The organism is Cryobacterium sp. TMT2-15-1 (assembly GCF_004402345.1).
Lineage (GTDB): Bacteria > Actinomycetota > Actinomycetes > Actinomycetales > Microbacteriaceae > Cryobacterium > Cryobacterium sandaracinum.
On record NZ_SOGD01000048.1, the window covers coordinates 21,788 to 38,709 of the forward strand.

Annotated in this window: 17 protein-coding genes; 6 read left to right on the forward strand and 11 right to left on the reverse strand. The window is 67.2% G+C overall.

Going from position 1 to position 16,922, the window contains the following annotated elements:
* Window positions 1-55: 55 nt before the first annotated feature.
* Genes rdgB through murI form a run of 3 tightly spaced genes read right to left on the reverse strand, consistent with a single transcriptional unit; the run spans window position 56 to window position 2,245 of the window.
* Entirely contained in the window at window positions 56-646 is a 591-nt protein-coding gene (gene rdgB / locus E3O62_RS12465) for an RdgB/HAM1 family non-canonical purine NTP pyrophosphatase (RefSeq protein WP_134394267.1), read from the reverse strand.
* A 4-nt stretch (window positions 647-650) separates the two neighbouring features.
* Window positions 651-1,385 (reverse strand): ribonuclease PH, encoded by a 735-nt coding sequence (rph, locus tag E3O62_RS12470; RefSeq protein WP_134394268.1) that lies wholly within the window; start codon window positions 1,383-1,385, stop codon window positions 651-653.
* Entirely contained in the window at window positions 1,382-2,245 is an 864-nt protein-coding gene (gene murI / locus E3O62_RS12475) for a glutamate racemase (protein ID WP_134394269.1), read from the reverse strand. The genes rph and murI overlap by 4 nt, the downstream gene beginning before the upstream one ends.
* Before the next feature lie 243 nt (window positions 2,246-2,488).
* Here murI and E3O62_RS12480 point away from each other — a divergent pair, with 243 nt between their 5' ends.
* Entirely contained in the window at window positions 2,489-3,721 is a 1,233-nt protein-coding gene (locus E3O62_RS12480) for a beta-ketoacyl synthase (RefSeq protein WP_198410542.1), read from the forward strand.
* A 67-nt stretch (window positions 3,722-3,788) separates the two neighbouring features.
* Window positions 3,789-5,111: a nicotinate phosphoribosyltransferase gene (locus tag E3O62_RS12485; protein WP_134398717.1), complete on the forward strand. Its 1,323-nt coding sequence runs from the start codon at window positions 3,789-3,791 to the stop codon at window positions 5,109-5,111.
* A 15-nt stretch (window positions 5,112-5,126) separates the two neighbouring features.
* On the opposite strand, the gene E3O62_RS12490 is transcribed toward E3O62_RS12485, so the two are convergent.
* The 3 genes from E3O62_RS12490 to E3O62_RS17165 form a co-directional block, all read right to left on the reverse strand.
* Entirely contained in the window at window positions 5,127-5,417 is a 291-nt protein-coding gene (locus E3O62_RS12490) for a DUF3039 domain-containing protein (RefSeq protein ID WP_104171578.1), read from the reverse strand.
* 170 nt (window positions 5,418-5,587) lie between these two features.
* On the reverse strand, window positions 5,588-7,162 hold the full coding sequence (locus E3O62_RS12495; protein WP_241973476.1) for a PAM68 family protein: 1,575 nt from the start codon (window positions 7,160-7,162) through the stop codon (window positions 5,588-5,590).
* On the reverse strand, window positions 7,138-8,367 hold the full coding sequence (locus tag E3O62_RS17165; RefSeq protein WP_241973477.1) for an ABC transporter ATP-binding protein: 1,230 nt from the start codon (window positions 8,365-8,367) through the stop codon (window positions 7,138-7,140). The genes E3O62_RS12495 and E3O62_RS17165 overlap by 25 nt, the downstream gene beginning before the upstream one ends.
* A 744-nt stretch (window positions 8,368-9,111) precedes the next feature.
* On the opposite strand from E3O62_RS17165, the gene E3O62_RS12505 reads away from it, so the two are divergent.
* The 3 genes from E3O62_RS12505 to E3O62_RS12515 are packed head-to-tail and all read left to right on the forward strand — an operon-like array spanning window position 9,112 to window position 11,398.
* Window positions 9,112-9,804: an NTP transferase domain-containing protein gene (locus tag E3O62_RS12505; protein ID WP_134398718.1), complete on the forward strand. Its 693-nt coding sequence runs from the start codon at window positions 9,112-9,114 to the stop codon at window positions 9,802-9,804.
* A 47-nt stretch (window positions 9,805-9,851) separates the two neighbouring features.
* On the forward strand, window positions 9,852-10,652 hold the full coding sequence (locus E3O62_RS12510) for an ABC transporter permease (protein WP_241973478.1): 801 nt from the start codon (window positions 9,852-9,854) through the stop codon (window positions 10,650-10,652).
* Complete coding sequence (locus E3O62_RS12515; protein ID WP_134398719.1) at window positions 10,652-11,398, forward strand: ABC transporter ATP-binding protein; 747 nt, start codon at window positions 10,652-10,654, stop codon at window positions 11,396-11,398. The genes E3O62_RS12510 and E3O62_RS12515 overlap by 1 nt, the downstream gene beginning before the upstream one ends.
* On the opposite strand, the gene E3O62_RS12520 is transcribed toward E3O62_RS12515, so the two are convergent.
* Window positions 11,395-11,688 (reverse strand): helix-turn-helix domain-containing protein, encoded by a 294-nt coding sequence (locus tag E3O62_RS12520; RefSeq protein ID WP_134398720.1) that lies wholly within the window; start codon window positions 11,686-11,688, stop codon window positions 11,395-11,397. The genes E3O62_RS12515 and E3O62_RS12520 overlap by 4 nt on opposite strands.
* 90 nt (window positions 11,689-11,778) lie before the next feature.
* On the opposite strand from E3O62_RS12520, the gene E3O62_RS12525 reads away from it, so the two are divergent.
* Window positions 11,779-12,666: a hypothetical protein gene (locus E3O62_RS12525; RefSeq protein ID WP_241973479.1), complete on the forward strand. Its 888-nt coding sequence runs from the start codon at window positions 11,779-11,781 to the stop codon at window positions 12,664-12,666.
* On the opposite strand, the gene E3O62_RS12530 is transcribed toward E3O62_RS12525, so the two are convergent.
* The 4 genes from E3O62_RS12530 to E3O62_RS12545 all read right to left on the reverse strand — a co-directional run bounded on the left by E3O62_RS12530 (window position 12,663) and on the right by E3O62_RS12545 (window position 16,794).
* Entirely contained in the window at window positions 12,663-13,964 is a 1,302-nt protein-coding gene (locus E3O62_RS12530; RefSeq protein ID WP_134398721.1) for a hypothetical protein, read from the reverse strand. The genes E3O62_RS12525 and E3O62_RS12530 overlap by 4 nt on opposite strands.
* Before the next feature lie 73 nt (window positions 13,965-14,037).
* Complete coding sequence (locus tag E3O62_RS12535) at window positions 14,038-14,937, reverse strand: glycosyltransferase family 2 protein (protein WP_134394276.1); 900 nt, start codon at window positions 14,935-14,937, stop codon at window positions 14,038-14,040.
* Window positions 14,924-15,736, reverse strand: a complete 813-nt coding sequence (locus E3O62_RS12540; protein ID WP_134398722.1) for a CDP-alcohol phosphatidyltransferase family protein — start codon at window positions 15,734-15,736, stop codon at window positions 14,924-14,926. The genes E3O62_RS12535 and E3O62_RS12540 overlap by 14 nt, the downstream gene beginning before the upstream one ends.
* Complete coding sequence (locus tag E3O62_RS12545) at window positions 15,733-16,794, reverse strand: glycosyltransferase family 2 protein (protein WP_241973480.1); 1,062 nt, start codon at window positions 16,792-16,794, stop codon at window positions 15,733-15,735. Before E3O62_RS12545 ends, E3O62_RS12540 begins: the two co-directional genes overlap by 4 nt.
* Window positions 16,795-16,922 lie beyond the last annotated feature (128 nt).

A 16,922-nucleotide genomic window follows, 5' to 3' on the forward strand; every position in this document is an offset into this window, starting at 1 on the left:
TCAGCCGTCAGTTGGGAATGAGTGCCGTTCTCAGCAGTCGAGACGGATGCGCCGGTCAGGCTTCCAGCAGCGTCTCCAGCACCGGAATCAGCTTGCCGAAGGCCCTCGCCCGGTGGCTGTGCTCGTTCTTCACGTTCGGGGTCAGCTCGGCGGCGGAAATCGCATAGCCGTCGGGCAGGAAAATCGGGTCGTAGCCGAAGCCGCCGGCGCCGCTCGGCTCGGTCAGGATCCGCCCGGGCCATTCCCCGGTCACGTGCCACTCCGTGCCGTCGGGCATGGCCAGCGCGGCGACGCAGGTGAAGTGTCCGCCGCGGTGCTCCGCGGCCACATCGCCCAACTGCCAGAGCAGCAGCTGCAGGTTCTGGTCGGAGTCCCGGGCGGGCCCGGCCCAGCGGGCCGAGAAGATGCCGGGCGAACCGCCGAGGAGGTCCACGCAGATGCCGGAGTCGTCGGCGATGGCCGGCAGACCGGTGTGCGCGGCGGCGGCGCGCGCCTTGATCAGAGCGTTCTCGGCGAAGGTGACGCCGTCTTCGACCGGCTCGGGGCCGTCGTAGGCCAGCACGTCGAGGTCGGGGAGCCGGGGGGCGAGGATGCGCCGCAGCTCCTCGACCTTGTGCTGATTGTGGGTGGCGAGAACGACCTGCATGGCCCTAGCGCCCCAGCGCCGTCGTCTGGAACTCGGTCAGGGAGATCGTCCCGGCCAGCGCCAGATCGAGCAGAGAATTGAGTTCGGTGCGGTCGAACGGCGCGGCCTCGGCCGTGCCCTGCACCTCCACGAAGAGGCCGCGTCCGGTTACGACCACGTTCATGTCGGTTTCGGCCCGGGAGTCTTCGGTGTAGGCAAGGTCAAGCATGGGCTCACCGCCGACGATACCCACGGAGATGGCCGCGACGCTGTCGATCAGAGGCTGGGCCTTCTGGCTGAGGAACTTCTTCTCCTTGCCCCACTCGAGGGCGTCGGCGAGGGCCACGTAGGCTCCCGTGATTGCCGCGGTGCGGGTGCCCCCATCAGCCTGGAGCACGTCGCAGTCCAACACGATGGTGTTCTCGCCAAGCGCCTTCATGTCGACCACGGCGCGCAGGCTGCGTCCGACCAGACGGCTGATCTCGTGGGTGCGCCCGCCGATGCGGCCCTTGACCGATTCGCGGTCCATCCGAGAGTCGGTGGAGCGCGGCAGCATGGAGTACTCGGCCGTGACCCAGCCCTTTCCCTTGCCGGCCATCCAGCGCGGTACGCCGTTGGTGAACGAGGCCGTGCAGAGCACCTTGGTGCGCCCGAACGAGATCAGGGCCGACCCTTCGGCCTGGTCGCTCCAACCGCGCTCGATCGTGACGGGGCGCAGCTGGTCGTTCGTTCGTCCGTCTACGCGCACGGTGTCGGTCACGTGGTCTCCTTGGGGTTGGGATGCGATGCGGCGAACTCGGCAAGCTCGCTCAAACTGAAGGACCCGGTCTCGACCAGGTCTACGCGACCGATTTCCGGCCCGATCAGCCGGTGAGCCAGGTGCAGAAAATCGTCGGCGCTGTCGCCGGTGGCCTCGTACCGGTAGCTGGGCGGCGCCTGCTCGGTGCGTTCCAGGCCCTGGCTCACCAACAGCCGGTACACGTCGTTGGCCGTCTCGGTGTCGCTGGAGACGAGGGTTACGGTGTCCCCCATCACGTAGGAGATGGCACCGCGCAGGAAGGGGTAGTGCGTGCATCCGAGAACGAGCGTGTCGACATCCGCGGTCCGCAGCGGGGCGAGATAGCCTTCGGCGACCGACAGTAGTTCGTCGCCCGTGGTGATTCCCGCCTCGACGAATTCGACGAACCGTGGGCACGCCTGCGTCAGGAGGTGGATGTCGGTGGCCGCGGCGAACGCGTCGTCGTAGGCGCGCGATTTGACTGTGCCCAGAGTGCCGATCACGCCGACCCGCTTGTTGCGGGTGGTGCGCACGGCACGGCGCACGGCCGGTTGGATGACCTCTACCACCGGCACGCTGTAGCGCTCTCGGGCATCTCGGAGCATCGCGGCCGAAGCGGTGTTGCAGGCGATGACCAGCATTTTCACATCTTGGGCAATCAGGTCGTCGAGAACGTCAAGGGCGAAACCGCGCACATCCGCGATCCTCTTCGGGCCATACGGAGAATGCGCAGTGTCTCCGATGTAGAGGATCGATTCATTGGGCAGTTGATCCTTGATCGCCCGGGCGACAGTCAGGCCGCCCACTCCGGAATCAAAGATTCCAATCGGTGCATCCGTCACGACAGTCGAGCCTAGTCGGAATCCTCGACCCCCACCGGCGCACGCGCGGCACCCGTTCCGGCGCGGCCGGGGATCACCCCCCGAACAGGGAGATTGACGGCACATTCCCAGTCTCGCCCCGGTGGCGTCAGCACGTTCCATTCGGGGAATATGGCCGTAACTACACTCGGAATATGGCTCCCGCCAACCGACGGACGCCCCACCAGAATGACGTCACATTCGTTGTTTGAGGAGATGATCACCGTGAATGATCGAGTTGTAATCACCGGGCTGGGCGCCTTGACGCCCCTGGGCAACAATTGGCGCGACACGTGGTCGGGCCTCACCGGCGGCCGCAGCGGCGTAGCCCGGATCACCCAATTCGATCCCGCCGGTCTGCCGACGCAGATCGCCGGCGAGGTGAAGAACTTCATTCCGGCCGAGCGGATGACCGTGAAGCAGGTCAAGCGCGCATCGCGGGCCTCGCAGCTCGCGATCGCCGCAGCCCGCGAGGCGGTGGCTGACGCCGGTTTCGGCGCATCCATGGAAGGCATCGACACGGCGGTCGTCGTCAACAGCGCCGTGAGCGGCTTCGCGGAGATCCAGGAAGCCACCGAGCTCGTCAACTCCGGCGACTCCCGGCGCATCCCGCCGCGCTTCGTGCCCTCCGCTCTGCTGAACATGGCCGCCTGCGAGATCGCGATCGACCTCGGCGTCCACGGACCGGTCAACGCGAGTGCCCTGGCCTGCGCCAGCGGGGCCTACGCACTCCTCGAGGCACGCACCATGCTCGTCATGGGTGACGCCGACGTCGTCATCGCCGGCGGGGTCGAGGCTGCGATCACGCCCGTCATGTTCGCGGGCCTGAACGCCATGCACGCGGCCTCCAAGAATAACGATTCCCCGGCCGAGGCCTCACGGCCGTTCGACGCTGACCGCAATGGGCTCGTCTTCGGTGAGGGAGCGGTCGTCTTCGTGATGGAGCTGCTCTCCCACGCCCGAGCCCGCGGCGCCCAGATCTACGCGGAGGTGCTGGGCGGCGCCCTCACCAGCGACGGCCACAGCATCGTCGCGCCCGAACCCACCGGCAAGTTCGCGAGCCTGGCCATGACCCGCGCCCTCATCAAGTCGAAGTTGAACCCGAGCGACATCGACATGATCTGCGCCCACGGCACGTCCACTCAGGCCAACGACCGGGCCGAGACCTCGGCGATTCGCCAAGCACTCGGGCACGCTGCCGACTCCATCGCCGTCACCGCCCCCAAGTCGATGACCGGCCACATGATCGGCGCCGCGGGTGCCCTCTCCGGCCTGCTCTGCGCCCTGTCGGTCCGCACCGGCATCATCCCGCCCACCATCAACTACACGACCCCCGACCCGGATTGCACGCTCGACTACGTGCCGCGAATCGCTCGGGAGAAGCCGGTGAAGTTCGCCCTGGCGAATGCGTTCGGCTTCGGGGGGCAGAACTGCATCGTCGCCTTCGGGGCGCTGTAGGCCCTCTACTCCGACAAGAACACGTACCGGGCCGGGCGGGGCGGGGCGGGGCGGATAAGCTTTCCGGGTGACCGAATCCTCAGCATTCCGCACCGACCGTTACGAACTCACCATGGTGGACGCCGCGATCCAAAGCGGAACCGCCGGACGAGAGTGCCAGTTCGAGGCCTTCGCCCGGCGCCTCCCCTCCGGCCGCCGCTACGGCATCGTGGCCGGCACCGGGCGGCTGCTCGATCTCATTCGGGCCTTCCGGTTCACGGATGCCGAACTCACCTGGCTGAGAGACAACAGTGTGGTGCGCGAGCCCACCATCGACTGGCTCGCCGACTACGCCTTCCGCGGCACCATCTGGGGCTACCAGGAAGGCGAGGTCTACTTCCCGGGCTCTCCCCTGATCACGGTGGACGGCACCTTCGCCGAATGCGTCATTCTCGAAACCCTGATTCTCAGCGTGCTCAACTACGACAGCTCCGTCGCCAGCGCCGCCGCACGAATGGTCTCGGTCAGCCTGGGCCGCCCCCTCGCCGAAATGGGTTCGCGCCGCACGGGCGAGTACTCCGGGGTCGCCGCCGCCCGGGCCGCCTACATCGCCGGTTTCGCCTCGACCAGCAACCTGGAGGCCGGCCGCAGCTGGGGCGTGCCCACCATGGGCACCGCCGCCCACTCCTTCACTCTCCTGCACGACAGCGAGGAGGACGCCTTCCGTGCCCAGGTCGCGGCCTTCGGACCGGCCACCACCCTGCTCGTGGACACCTTCAACGTTGCCGCGGGTATCGAACTGGCCGTCAGGGTGGCCGGACCTGCGCTCGGGTCGATCCGGATCGACTCCGGCGACCTGCCGACCAGGGTGGCCGAGGCCCGCAGCCAACTGGACTCGCTCGGTGCCGTCAACACGCACATCACCGTCACCAGCGACCTCGACGAGTTCTCCATCGCCGCCCTGTCCGCGTCGCCCGTGGACGCCTTCGGCGTGGGCACATCGGTGGTGACCGGTTCGGGCTCCCCCGCCGCCGGGATGGTCTACAAACTTGTCGCGCACCGCGACGACGCCGGCGACTGGGTGCCCGTCGCCAAGACCTCGCCCGCGAAGAGCTCGGTCGGCGGCCGAAAGCGGGCCGTGCGACGGCTCGACTCCGCCGGGATCGCGCGCGCCGAAGTCGTCCTGATCGGCGAGGATCCGGCCGGCTCCACTCCGCCCGCGGAGCCTTCCGCCCGGGACCGCGTGCTGCTGGTGCCTCTGATCACCGACGGCGTGATCGACGAAAGCTACCTCGGGGCGGCCGGCACGACCCGCGCCCGCGCGCACCACGCAGCCGTCATGCAGGAACTGCCGATCGAGGCCTTCCGCCTCGGGCGCGGCGACCCGGTCATCCCGACCCTGTACCTGTAGCGCTCAACCGACAGGTCAGGCCTTCATCTTCTCGTAGATGGCCTTGCAGGCCGGGCAGACCGGGAACTTCTCCGGGTCGCGTCCGGGCAACCACTTCTTGCCGCAGAGGGCGCGCACCGGCTTGCCGGAAATGGCCGATTCGAGAATCTTGTCTTTGGGCACGTAATGCGAGAAGCGCTCGTGGTCGCCCGGCTCGATGTGCTCCTGGTTGAGGAGTTGCTCGAGCTCACGGTCGAGCGTCGAGGTGCCGCCACCGGTGCCGGGGTTTCCGGGTTCTGCGATGCTCGCGCGAAAGTGATCAGTCATGCACTCAGTCTAAACAACCCGCGGGCGCACCGGCAGGCCTGCCTGATCCTGCCCGCGAGCCGGAGCCGGGCGGATACCGCGAGCGAGTCGCGCGGGAGCTGCGCCCCTCCGCGCGTGGCGTGCCACCGGCGCCGCGGCGCAGCACGCGCGCCACGCGAACGTCAGGACGCCTAGGCCCGCACGGCGGAGGCGATCATCTCCGGCCCGCGCCGTTCGAACGCGAGCGAACCCAGAAAGACCCCGCCCACGAGCGTGATCAGACCGATGGCGACACCCAGCACGAGCGCCGGGATGTTCCAGACCGGGTCGACGAAGACGCCGAGCAGCGCGCACGCGAGAGCCGGGAGCGAAAGCAGGATCGACCCCGCGAACGTGAACGACTGGATCAGCGCGGCCGCCGTGTCCGACGCCTGAGGCTGAGCGAAAGGGCTGTCTCCCGGCTTGGTCGCCGGATAGGGGAAGCGCGCCGATGAATAACTCGAGAGCCCGAGCCCGGTCAGCAGGATACTGGTGCTCACCCCCAGGATGGACGGCATCACCGCCCAGTCGCCGTAGACCGACACACTGATCGCCGACCCCGCCGCGATCATCGGGATTCCCACGAAGAGTGCGGGAACCAACCGGCCCATCCGGTCCTCGAATCCGCGGGTGCCGGAGGCCACGTGCAGCCAGACCGCGGTGTGGTCCAGGGCGACGTCGTTGTGCAGGGTCCAGCCCAGGAACACACTCATCAACGGCACCGGCAGAAGAGCGAGGTAGGAGATCGGCAACCCCGCGAATGACAGCGGCAAGATGACGATCAGAGGGATGACCGGGATGACGATCACCGACATCCAGTACCGGGAGTCGCGGCGCCAATAGGTGAGGCTACGGGCCGCAATCGCACCCATCGGAGTGTGCGGCATGCTGTCGAACCACCCGAGCCCGCCGTACTGGCGGACCTGAGCCTCACGGCCGGGCGTGACGAGCATCCGTGCCACCAGGCCCTGCCAGGTCAGCCACAGCAGGTACGTCGTTGCCGCGGCCATCAACAGTTTGAGCACGGCCGCACCCCAGAGCCCGGTGGAGGCATCTCCGGGAACGGCCCAGGCCGCACCGAGGGGCGTCCAGCCGAGGATGCCCGCCAGCCCGCCGATCAGGTCGAGGCCGTAGCGACCCCAATCGAAGTTGAGCGCCAGAAGCACGACGGGGGCGATCATCACCAGAAGCAGCACTCCGATGATTCCGGTGAATTCCCGGGATCGACGCGTGGCCAGCAAGAACGCCCCCAACGACGTGCTCACCCGGGACCCGAGCATGCAGGTGGCCAGCAGCAGGATGGCGGATACGAGGGCGAGCACCGTCTCCAAGAGGCCGCGGGACCAGGTCACGACCGTGCCGAGCAGCACGACCGCGAGCACGAACGCGGGCACCCCGACCAGAGAGGACAGCGCCAGACCGAGCGACAGCCTCCGGGTCGGGATGCCCATGGTCGCGAATTTGCGCGGGTCCATGGTGTCGTCGATTCCGAAGACCAGCGGGAACAGCAGGAAGCCGAGCACGACGAGTGATCCAGCGACGACCAGGCCGTCGCGAATGGCGACGGGATCTCCCGTGAAGCGCAGCCCGACGAGCACTACGAAGAGGCCGACGGCCAGGGCGAGGCCGTAGAGCAGGCCGATCACGATGCCGACGACCTGCCAGGGGCTGCGCCGGAACAGATTGGCGAGTAGGCGGACTTTCAGTCCGAGAAACTGTGCAACCACTCCATGCCCTCCGCCACCTTGCGTCCGCCGGCCAGCTCGATGAACCGTTCCTCGAGCGTTTTTTCGCCGCGAACCTCGTCGATGGTGCCGGAGGCCAGCACCGCGCCCTCCACGATGATGGCGACATGATCGCAAACGCGCTGGATCAGATCCATTCCGTGGCTCGACAGCACGACCGTTCCACCACTGGCGACGTATTTCTGCAGGATCTCCGTGACGTTGACGGCGGAGACCGGGTCGACGGACTCGAACGGCTCATCGAGCACAAGCAGCCGCGGCGAATGGATCATCGCGCAGGCGAGTGCGATCTTCTTCGTCATGCCGGCCGAGTAGTCGGCGACGAGGCGATTAAGCGCGTCTTCGAGACCGAAGGCGCTTGCCAGGTCGGCCGCGCGCTGCCGCACGGTGACGTCGTCGAGACCCCGGAGCACCCCGGAGTAATAGAGCAGCTGGGCTCCGGTCAGGCGGTCGAACAGGCGCAGTCGATCAGGCAGAACGCCGATGATGCGCTTGGCGGCCATCGGGCTCCCCCAGACGTCGATGCCGTTCACCGTGACGGTGCCCGCATCCGGCCGGAGCAGCCCGGTGACCATGGAGAGCGTCGTTGTCTTGCCGGCGCCGTTGGGTCCGACGATCCCGAAGAACGACCCGGCGCGAACCTCGAGGTCGATGCCCGATACCGCCACGGTTCGGCCGAAGCTCTTGTGCAGACCGCTGACCGCCAGCACAACCGGCGGGGCGAGAGCGAGCGCAGTCGGCGCAATCACCCGGGCGCGCTTGCGGGAGGCCTGTTTCACGACGGGCGGTTTCGTGGCAGCGGGGGCGGGGACAGGCAGCAGCTCCGTTTCGGCGGACCCGGGCAGCAGCTCCGTTTCGGGCATGAGTTCGATGCTTGCCGAAACGGATGCGTCGGCACCGGATGTGTCGGCAGCGAATGGCTGGGGCACGGACAGCGCGGCGACCAGGACCGGCTCGGCCTCCTCGCCCGGCGACGGGATGAACTCCGGAAGAACCTGCGTGGCAGGCTCCGCGTCAGGTTCGACACTCTCAGAGTCAGTGGCGAGAGGCTCAGAGACAGGTTCGACTGACTCCGCGTCAGGTTCGGCGACGGCGGCCGCGGCCGCGGCTAAGGTCGCCGCCCGGATGGCCGCAGCCCGCGCTGCGCTGGCCTTGGCCGCACTGGACCGGGCCACACCGGTTTTCACGACGGACTCAGATTTGGCCGCTGCCGTGCGTGCGGCCGTGGCCCGTGCTGGCGTCGTGCGAGCCGACGTCGTGCGAGCCGCGGTCCTGGCGGCCGCGGTAATGGGAGGAGTGGCGAGTGTCGGGGCGTCGGCCGCCGGCGAGATGCCGTCAGAGTCAGACTCCGGCGCTGCGACGGGTCTTTTCGGGGCCGGTCTCGGTGTGGGCTTTGGGGTCGTCCTGGCCGCGGGTTCCTTCGGAAGGGGCGCCCCGGGGGCGTCCTCCCTCGCCTCTGCAGCCGCTTTTGCGCGGGCCGTACTCGGTCGCCCGGCGGCTACACGGGGGGTAGCCTTCGTGCGCGGCGGCGCCTTGGGAACAGGGGCCTTGCGCACCGGGACCGTGCGCACAACAGCCGGCGTCGTGGCCTGTATTTCAGCAGAATCTGGTGCAGAAGAGGGCACCTTCTGCTCGTTGGGCTCGGATGTCGGGGGCGCTGGAGTCACCTCGCTAACCTACCAAGGACCGTCTGACAACGCAGGTTTCGGGGGTCACTCGGAAACACAGTCAGGCCCTGTCCAGACACGGGCGCCCGTGTCACGAAAGCAACACGGAAAGGAGCCCGCCCTTCCCCCCGACCGAGGGCATAGGGTACTCTCGAGTTGGCATAACGGTGTGTCTATACGTGAACTTACAAGTGAACCCTAGACAAACTCGATCTAAATCTGAGGGAGTCTCGGTCACTCGAATTCTTTTTTGAGGAGACAATCGTGACCACCCAGGTAGTCATTTTGGCAGCAGGTATGGGAAGCAGACTCGGTCGTTCGCTTCCGAAGCCGCTCACGGAACTCAACGACGGTCGAACGATCATGCAGCAGCAGTTCGACAACATCGCGCACGCCTTCGGCAAGAAGGCGAAGGTCACCATCGTGGTCGGTTACAAGCTCGAGCACATCATCGAGGCCTTCCCGCAGGCATCCTTCGTCTACAACGAAGAGTATGACCAGACCAACACCTCGAAGAGCCTGATGCGCGCTCTCCAGGCGTCCACCACCGGCGGTGTGCTCTGGATGAACGGCGACGTCGTCTTCGACCCGGCCATTCTGGACCGCGCTGCCGCGATGGTCGCTCGAGACCAGTCCTTCGTCACCGTCAACACCTCCAAGGTGTCCGACGAGGAGGTCAAGTACACGACCAGCGCCGAGGGCTACATCAAAGAACTCTCCAAGACCGTCACTGGCGGGTTGGGCGAGGCCGTGGGCATCAACTACATCTCCAGCGCGTACAAGGCCGTACTGCTCCACCACCTGACGAAGGTCGCCGACCAGGACTACTTCGAGCGCGGCATCGAACTCGCGATCGAGAAGAACAACCTGTTGGTCGAGCCTCTCGACATCTCCGATTTCTACGCGGTCGAGGTCGACTTCGCCGAGGATCTCGAACGGGCGAACCTCTTCGTGTAGCGGCGCCGTTCGCGTAGGGCGCGCGTCGCGCCCCTACGATAGAGCGCGTGAGTAGTTACGCCGAAGTGCGCCCCGAGCAGCGCACGTCTTTCGCCAGGTACCGTCATTCCCTCTGGTTGCTCACACAGCGGGACCTGCGGGTGCGCTACTCGACGTCGCTGCTCGGTTACTTCTGGTCGATTCTCGACCCTCTGGTCATGGCCGGAATCTACTGGTTCGTCTTCACCCAGGTATTCCAGCGCACGGTGGGCAACGAACCGTACATCGTCTTCCTGCTGTCGGCGCTACTGCCGTGGATGTGGTTCAACGGCACCGTGTCCGACTGCACCCGCGCGTTCCTGCGCGAGGCGAAGTTGATTCGATCCACCCGAATCCCCCGCACGATCTGGGTGAACCGGCTCGTGCTGTCCAAGGGCATCGAGTTTGTGGCGTCCATCCCGGTGCTTCTGCTGTTCGCACTCGTCGCCGGGGCGGAACTCAGCGCGGGTGCGGCCCTTTTTCCCCTCGCGATCCTGCTTCAGACGATCCTGACCGCAGGGATCGGGCTGATCGTCGCTCCCCTCGTGGTCTTTTTCCGCGACCTCGAACGGGCCGTCAAGCTCATCCTCCGCTTCCTGTTCTATGCATCGCCCATCATCTACGGCACCGCGGACCTGCCCACGGAACTGCAGTTCTGGGCCGGCTTCAATCCGCTCAGCGGCCTGTTCAGCCTGTACCGGGCCGCGTTCTTCCCCGAACAGGTTGATTGGATTCTCGTGCTGATCAGCGCGCTGATGTCGGTCCTCTTCCTTGTCGTCGGCCTGGTTGTCTTCACGCGCACCGAGCGCGCCGTCCTGAAGGAGATCTAGTGTCGGCACCGGTGATCACCCTCAGGGGTGTCGGCATCCGTTTCCGCCGCAATCGTCGCGGTCGGCGCTCGTTCAAGGACCTGTTCGCCGCCCGGAGGCGGCGCATCCGCCCGAACGAGTTCTGGGCGCTGCGGAACGTGTCGTTCACGGTGCGGCGCGGCGAGGCGATCGGCGTGGTCGGTCGCAATGGGCAGGGTAAGTCGACTCTGTTGAAGCTGGTCACCGGGGTCGTGCTGCCCGACGAGGGCTCGGTGCGTGTGACCGAGGGTGTGGCCCCGCTGATCGAGATCACCGGTGGCTTTGTCGACGACCTCACGGTGCGCGAGAACGTCTACCTGACCGCGGGCCTGCACGGGATGACGAAGAAGCAGATCGCGGCGCGCTTCGACGAGATCATCGCCTTCGCCGAGATCGCCGACTTCGTCGACACGCCCTACAAGCACCTGTCCAGTGGGATGAAGGTACGCATCGCGTTCGCCGTGATTTCGCGGCTCGAGGAACCCATCCTGCTCGTGGACGAGGTGCTCGCCGTCGGCGACAAGGCGTTCCGGGAGAAGTGCTACCGGCGGATCGAGGAACTGCTCGCCGGTGGGCGAACTCTGTTCTTCGTGTCCCACAACGAGCGGGACCTCAAGCGCTTCTGCACCCGAGGCCTCTACCTAGACAAGGGTGCGCTGGTTCTGGATGCCCCCATCACCGAGGTGCTGGCGCTCTACAACTCGCAATACGGCATCAAGTCGGCCTAACGGGCCGAGGCGATCACGGCATCCGGATCTTCCAGGCCGTCCCGGGAGGGCGGCAGGTGAGCGGAATTGAACCCGGTCATCAGATCGCCCGGCTCAATGCCGAGCACTGTGGCGAGCCGGATCAGGGTGTGGAAGGTGGGGTTGCCATGTCCCCGGTCTATCCGCGCGTAGTTGGACACGTTGAGGCCGGCCAGGTGGGCGACGGCCTCCTGATTGAGGGACAGTTGCCGCCTCCGCCGACGCAGGCGGACTCCGAGGATTCGGGATGCTTCTGACTTCGGCTCAGGCATTCTCCTTGTATAGGCGCGCACCGAGTTTTCCGCCAGTGGCACCCAGCCGGGGCACGTAAACTCATCGGGACACTGAGGGAGGGCACTCTGATGGCCAGAAAAACCAAGCCGATTATTTCCGAGACGGGCGGCCTGCCGAGGGGCGGCCAGCTCCCCACCGGGATCGTCACGGGCTTCGACCGCGTGATGGCGATCCACCGTCCTGCCGTGCTCGCGCACATCCGTTCCGTGCGCCGCCGTTCCCCACAGGCGTCGCCCGTGGAGATCATCCAGATCCTGGAGCGGCGCTACCTCGCCGCCGTCACCGCCGGGGGTGCCGCGGTCGGCGCGACGGCGGTCATCCCGGGGGTCGGCACCGCCGTCACCCTGGCCATCTCCGGCGTGGAGACGGCCGGGTTCCTCGAGGCCACCGCCCTGTTCACGCAGTCGGTGAGCGAGGTGCACGGCATCACGGTCGAGGACCCCGAGCGGGCACGCGCTCTGGTGATGACTATGATGCTCGGCCGCGAAGGCTCAGACCTGGTGCGCCAGCTGGCCGGCCAGGTCTCCGGCTCCGGCGTCCCGCGCACCGCTTACTGGGGCGAACTCGTCACGACCAGCATTCCCCGGGCCATCATGGGACCGCTGACCGACCGGCTGAAGAGCAGTTTCATTCGGCAATTCGCCGCCAAGGGCGGCGCCAGCTTCATCGGCAAGGCCCTGCCGTTCGGCGTGGGCGCCATCATCGGGGGTGCCGGCAACCACATCCTGGGCTCGCGGGTCGTTCACTCGTCGCGGCTCGCATTCGGCCAGCCGCCGGTCGGTTTCCGTGAGGAACTGGACCCCCGGGTGCGGATCGTCGTTCGGGAATCGCCTGTCCGCCGCATCCCCGGGATCACTCGGCTGTCGCTGACCGGCCTGTCCGGCCGGCTGTCCCCCCGGCGACGGATGCCCGGCGCACCCGACCCGACCACGCCGACACCGCCCCGTGCAGACTAGAGCTTATCGACGTCGCTGACCTCGTCCGTCGGCGCGTCGATGGCCGGTTCGGCCACGTCCAGGCTCACGGCCTGCGGGTGGGAGGCGTCAAAGCGCTCCCACTCGTCCATCAGGTGTGCCACGGCGGCGTGCAACCGCTCCGTGGCGACTCCGGGACCGGTATCGCCGAAGTAGCGCTCGACCCAGATCTTGAGCCGGTCATGGGCCTCGCTGTCATGGGTGAGATCGTCGAGAACGCCGAGGATACTCCCCGCATCGTCGACGCTCAGCCACTCGCAGTCGGAGAGATAGCCGCTCGAGTCGATCTGAGCGGAGGGGTCGACCGGGCGGGTCACCATCAGGGCCTTGCCCGAGGCCAGCCGGTCGTAGACCATCGCCGAGATGTCGACGATGGCGACATCCGCTGCCGACAATTGCCAACCCAGGTCGGGGCTCGCGTCGTAGATGTGCCGGGCCGAAGCATCCCGTGCATTCGCCGTCGCGATGGCCGCAATGATGGTCTTGTTCGCCGCGCCGTACTCGCTGCTCACCACACCGCTGCGGGGGTGCGGGCGGTAGATCACGCGGTGCCGGCCCGAGGCCAGCAGTGCCGTCACCAGGGCAACGCCGTGGGACGCGATCGAGCCGTAGGCGGCGGCGGGCCGGTCGCCTTCCCAGGTCGGAGCGTAGAGGATGACCTGGCGCTCGTCCGGGGCGAACGGCGTCGCCCCGGAGTAGAAGTCAGCCTGGGGGCGGCCGATCTTCAGGGCGCGCTTGTCGAAGTCGTAGTCCCAGAGCACCTTGTCGAGACGGGCGATCGCGGCGTCGCCGGCGACGAAGGCGTAGTCGTAGGCCTTGATCTGGTTCGTGACCATGTACATTTTGTCGCTCTCACCGTGGTTGATGAAAACGTGCCAGCGGCCCCCGTAGCGCATCATCTGGAAGTTGCGGGTGTTCTGGTTCACGTAGAACACGATCCGGATGTCCTGCTGCGCCAGCACCCGCTCGAGGTCGACGACCCGGCGAACGTAGGCAACCGGGAGCGGAGACTCATCGATCAGCGGCAGGGCACCTGCCCCGCTGCGGCTCAGCACCAGGACGGGCCAGGTCTCGGCGAGCTTCGCGAGCGGCTTGTACCACTGCCGCATCTGGTACAGATTGACGTCGCCGTCGGCGAAGTAGACCGCGATCTTGAAGTGATTCAGGGGCAGCGGCTCACGCGTGGACAGCCGCCCGTTCAGCAGCCGCTGTGCTTTGCGGGACGCCGTGACGTCCCTGACCAGCTTGAGCCCAAGCCTGACGTCTCGTTGAATACCCACCCATCAAGAGTACCGACGATGCCACTCGACCGAGAGCCGCTGGCCCCCCAAAGGGGACGTGACGACGGAATCGTTAGACGATAGGCGGCCGGCCGGCCAGCGTCATCCGCCATACCGTGCGCGCCCTGAGGGGACGCCGCTCCCCCGGGTCGGTGGTCCACCCCTCGCGGAAACCGGCGAGCCAGGCGCGTAGCGCGCCCGGATTTCGGGCCCAGCGCAGCACCTGGATCAGAAGCCAGGACCCGGTGTAGACGGGCACAAGCAGGACCGGGAGGTTGCGGCGGGCCAGCCAGACCCGGTTGCGCGCGTTCAGTCGGTAGTAGTCGGCGTGCCGGGTGGGCTCGATCACGGGATGATTCGCTTCCAGCTCGCCGGCGTACCAGGCGCGCAGGCCCAGGTCCCAGACACGCCAGGCCAGCTCGATGCCCTCATGGGCGTAGAAGAAAGGCTCGGCCCAGCCCCCGGTGGCGTCGAAGGCGGCCCGGGGTAGTAGCACGGCACCCTCCCAGACCGAGAAGACGTTGCTGGAGTGGGTGGCCGCGCCCTTGCGGATGCGCGGAATCCAGCGTCTCGGCGACGCGATCCCGGCCGGGTCGACCACCCGGGGCTGCAGGAGGCCGATGGTCGAATCCGCCCGCAGCATGTCGATGGCATCTCGCAGAAAGTGCGGGTCCGGGATGCTGGCGTCGTCGTCGAGAAAGAAGAGAAACTCGCCCGCGATGCGGGAGACCCCGCGGTTGCGGCCGGCCGGAATGCCCAGGTTCTCGGGCAGGCCGAGCGTCTTCACCTGGTCCGGCAGCCCGGTCGGCTGCCAGCCATTGCCCACGCACACGATGTCCAGGAGAACGTCCTGCTGGGCCAGCAGACTTCGGATGCCGCGGGCAAGGTCGTCGGGACGGGTGCCCTGGGTGAGCAGCACGACCCCCACGGTCGGCAGGGCGGGCCCGACCGGTGACGCGTTAGGACCGGACACGCTTGGACGCCATGATGGCCACGAAGTGACCCACCAGTGAGAGGAAGGCCAGCGGGACGAGCACGACCAGCACGAACCGGTCGACCGTCGGCTCGCCGAGGAAGCTGCCGACGACCGCGGCGACGAAGATCAGCATGGTCAGTTCGACAGAATGGTACAGCCGGTGGAATGGGAGGAACCGGGCCAGGCGGCGGGCGCGGGCGATGAGGCTCGACGTCGGGGTCTGCTCGTGCTTGCGATCGGCGAGTCTGGTGAGGCCGGCGTTCGCTCGGGCCACGTGCACCATGTCGTTGAGTGCCTTGTTCAGCACGATGATCAGGGCGAGCAGCAGTGCGAGCGTGGTCCACAGGAAGTCGGCGGGGGCCTCGAACGGGTAGAAGGCGCAACGGATCCCGAACGCGATCGGGATGAGGGCCTCTGTCGTGTAGTGCCCGACCTTGTCGAGGAACACACCGGCCGGGGAGGACTGCCGGCGCCAGCGGGCGACCTCCCCGTCAGAGCAGTCGACCAACATCTGTAGCTGCCCAAGAAGGAGGGCGAGCATCGCGCCCCAGACGCCGGGAATGAGCAGCGCGGCCGCCGTGGCCCAGCCGACCAGGATCATCAGGCCGGTGACGCCGTTCGCCGAGATGGAGGTCTTCAACAGCAGCCAGGTCAGATACGGGGAGATGTCGCGCAGGTAGAGCGACGCCGTCCAGTGCTCGGCGTTGGACCGCAGCCGAACCTCCGGCGGTTGGGCCACCCGGCGCAGCTCGCCGATTGAGGAGGGTCGAGTCGCCGCGGGATTCGCTGACGTCATTGGTGCCTTCCGGTATGGGCCGTGATGTTGGTGGTGAGTTTCAGATACCCGAGCAGGAAGCCGATTCCCCAGCAGAAGTGGATGCAGGGCAAGACTACGAGAAACCACAGCCCGGCACGAAACCCGTCCGGCCGGGTCACCAGGGCCGCGGCCACGGCGACGAGCCCCAGGTAGGCGGCGGGAATCAGAAGACCGAGCAGCAACCACGGGTTCGCCCCGGTGAGGAGCTGAACCAGGCCGGCCAGGCCTGCCAGAGTGCCGACAGTGACACCCAGGACCATGACGGGTGGGGCGAAGTAACGGATGCCGTTGTCCTCGGGATAGCGGCGGGCGAGTTCCCCTCGCCAGAGGCCGGTGGACACCATCTGCCGGGCCAGCCGGGCCAGACTCGGCCGGGGCCGATAGACGACCCGGAGCCGGGGTGTGAACCAGACGATGCCGCCCTGGTCGCGCAGGCGGCGGTTGAGTTCCCAGTCCTGGCCGCGCTTGATGCCCTCGTCGAAGAGGCCGACGCGCACGATGCTGTCCATCCGGAAACAGCCCAGGTAGACGGTTTCCGCGGGGCCCTCCGGGCCTCCGATGTGCAGGGGCGTGCCGCCGAGACCAATCTTCGTGCCGTAAGCGCGGGCGACGGCCTTCTGGAACGGACTCTCGCCCTGGGCGTCCATGACGCCGCCGACATTGTCGGCGCCGGTACGCTCTAGCGTCTCCACGGCGATGCGGGCGTAGTCCGGCGGCAGCACCGAATGGGCGTCGACGCGAATGACGAACGCGTACTGCGAGGCGCGGATAGCCGTATTGAGGCCTGCCGGGGTGGAGCCGATCTCGTTCGCCACGATGCGGATGCGCGGATCAACCGCGGCCATCTCCTCAACCAGTTCGGTTGTGCCGTCGATGCTCGGGCCGAGGGCCAGGGTGACCTCGAAGGGCCCCGAGTAGTCCTGGCGGAGCAGACTGGTCACGGCGGCGCGCACATGGGTCACGTCATTCAGCACCGGCATCACATAGGAAACCCCGAGCAGGGATGCGGCTCCGGATGAGGGATCCTGGCTGGTCATAGTTCCATTCTTCTGGAGGGATGTTAGAGCCTACCAGCCGGGTGTTTCCTGCCTGCATCGGGGCCGCAAACGACAGCTGCGCCGCCGGTGATCCACCGGCGGCGCAGCTGTCGTTCTCTGGAAGGAGC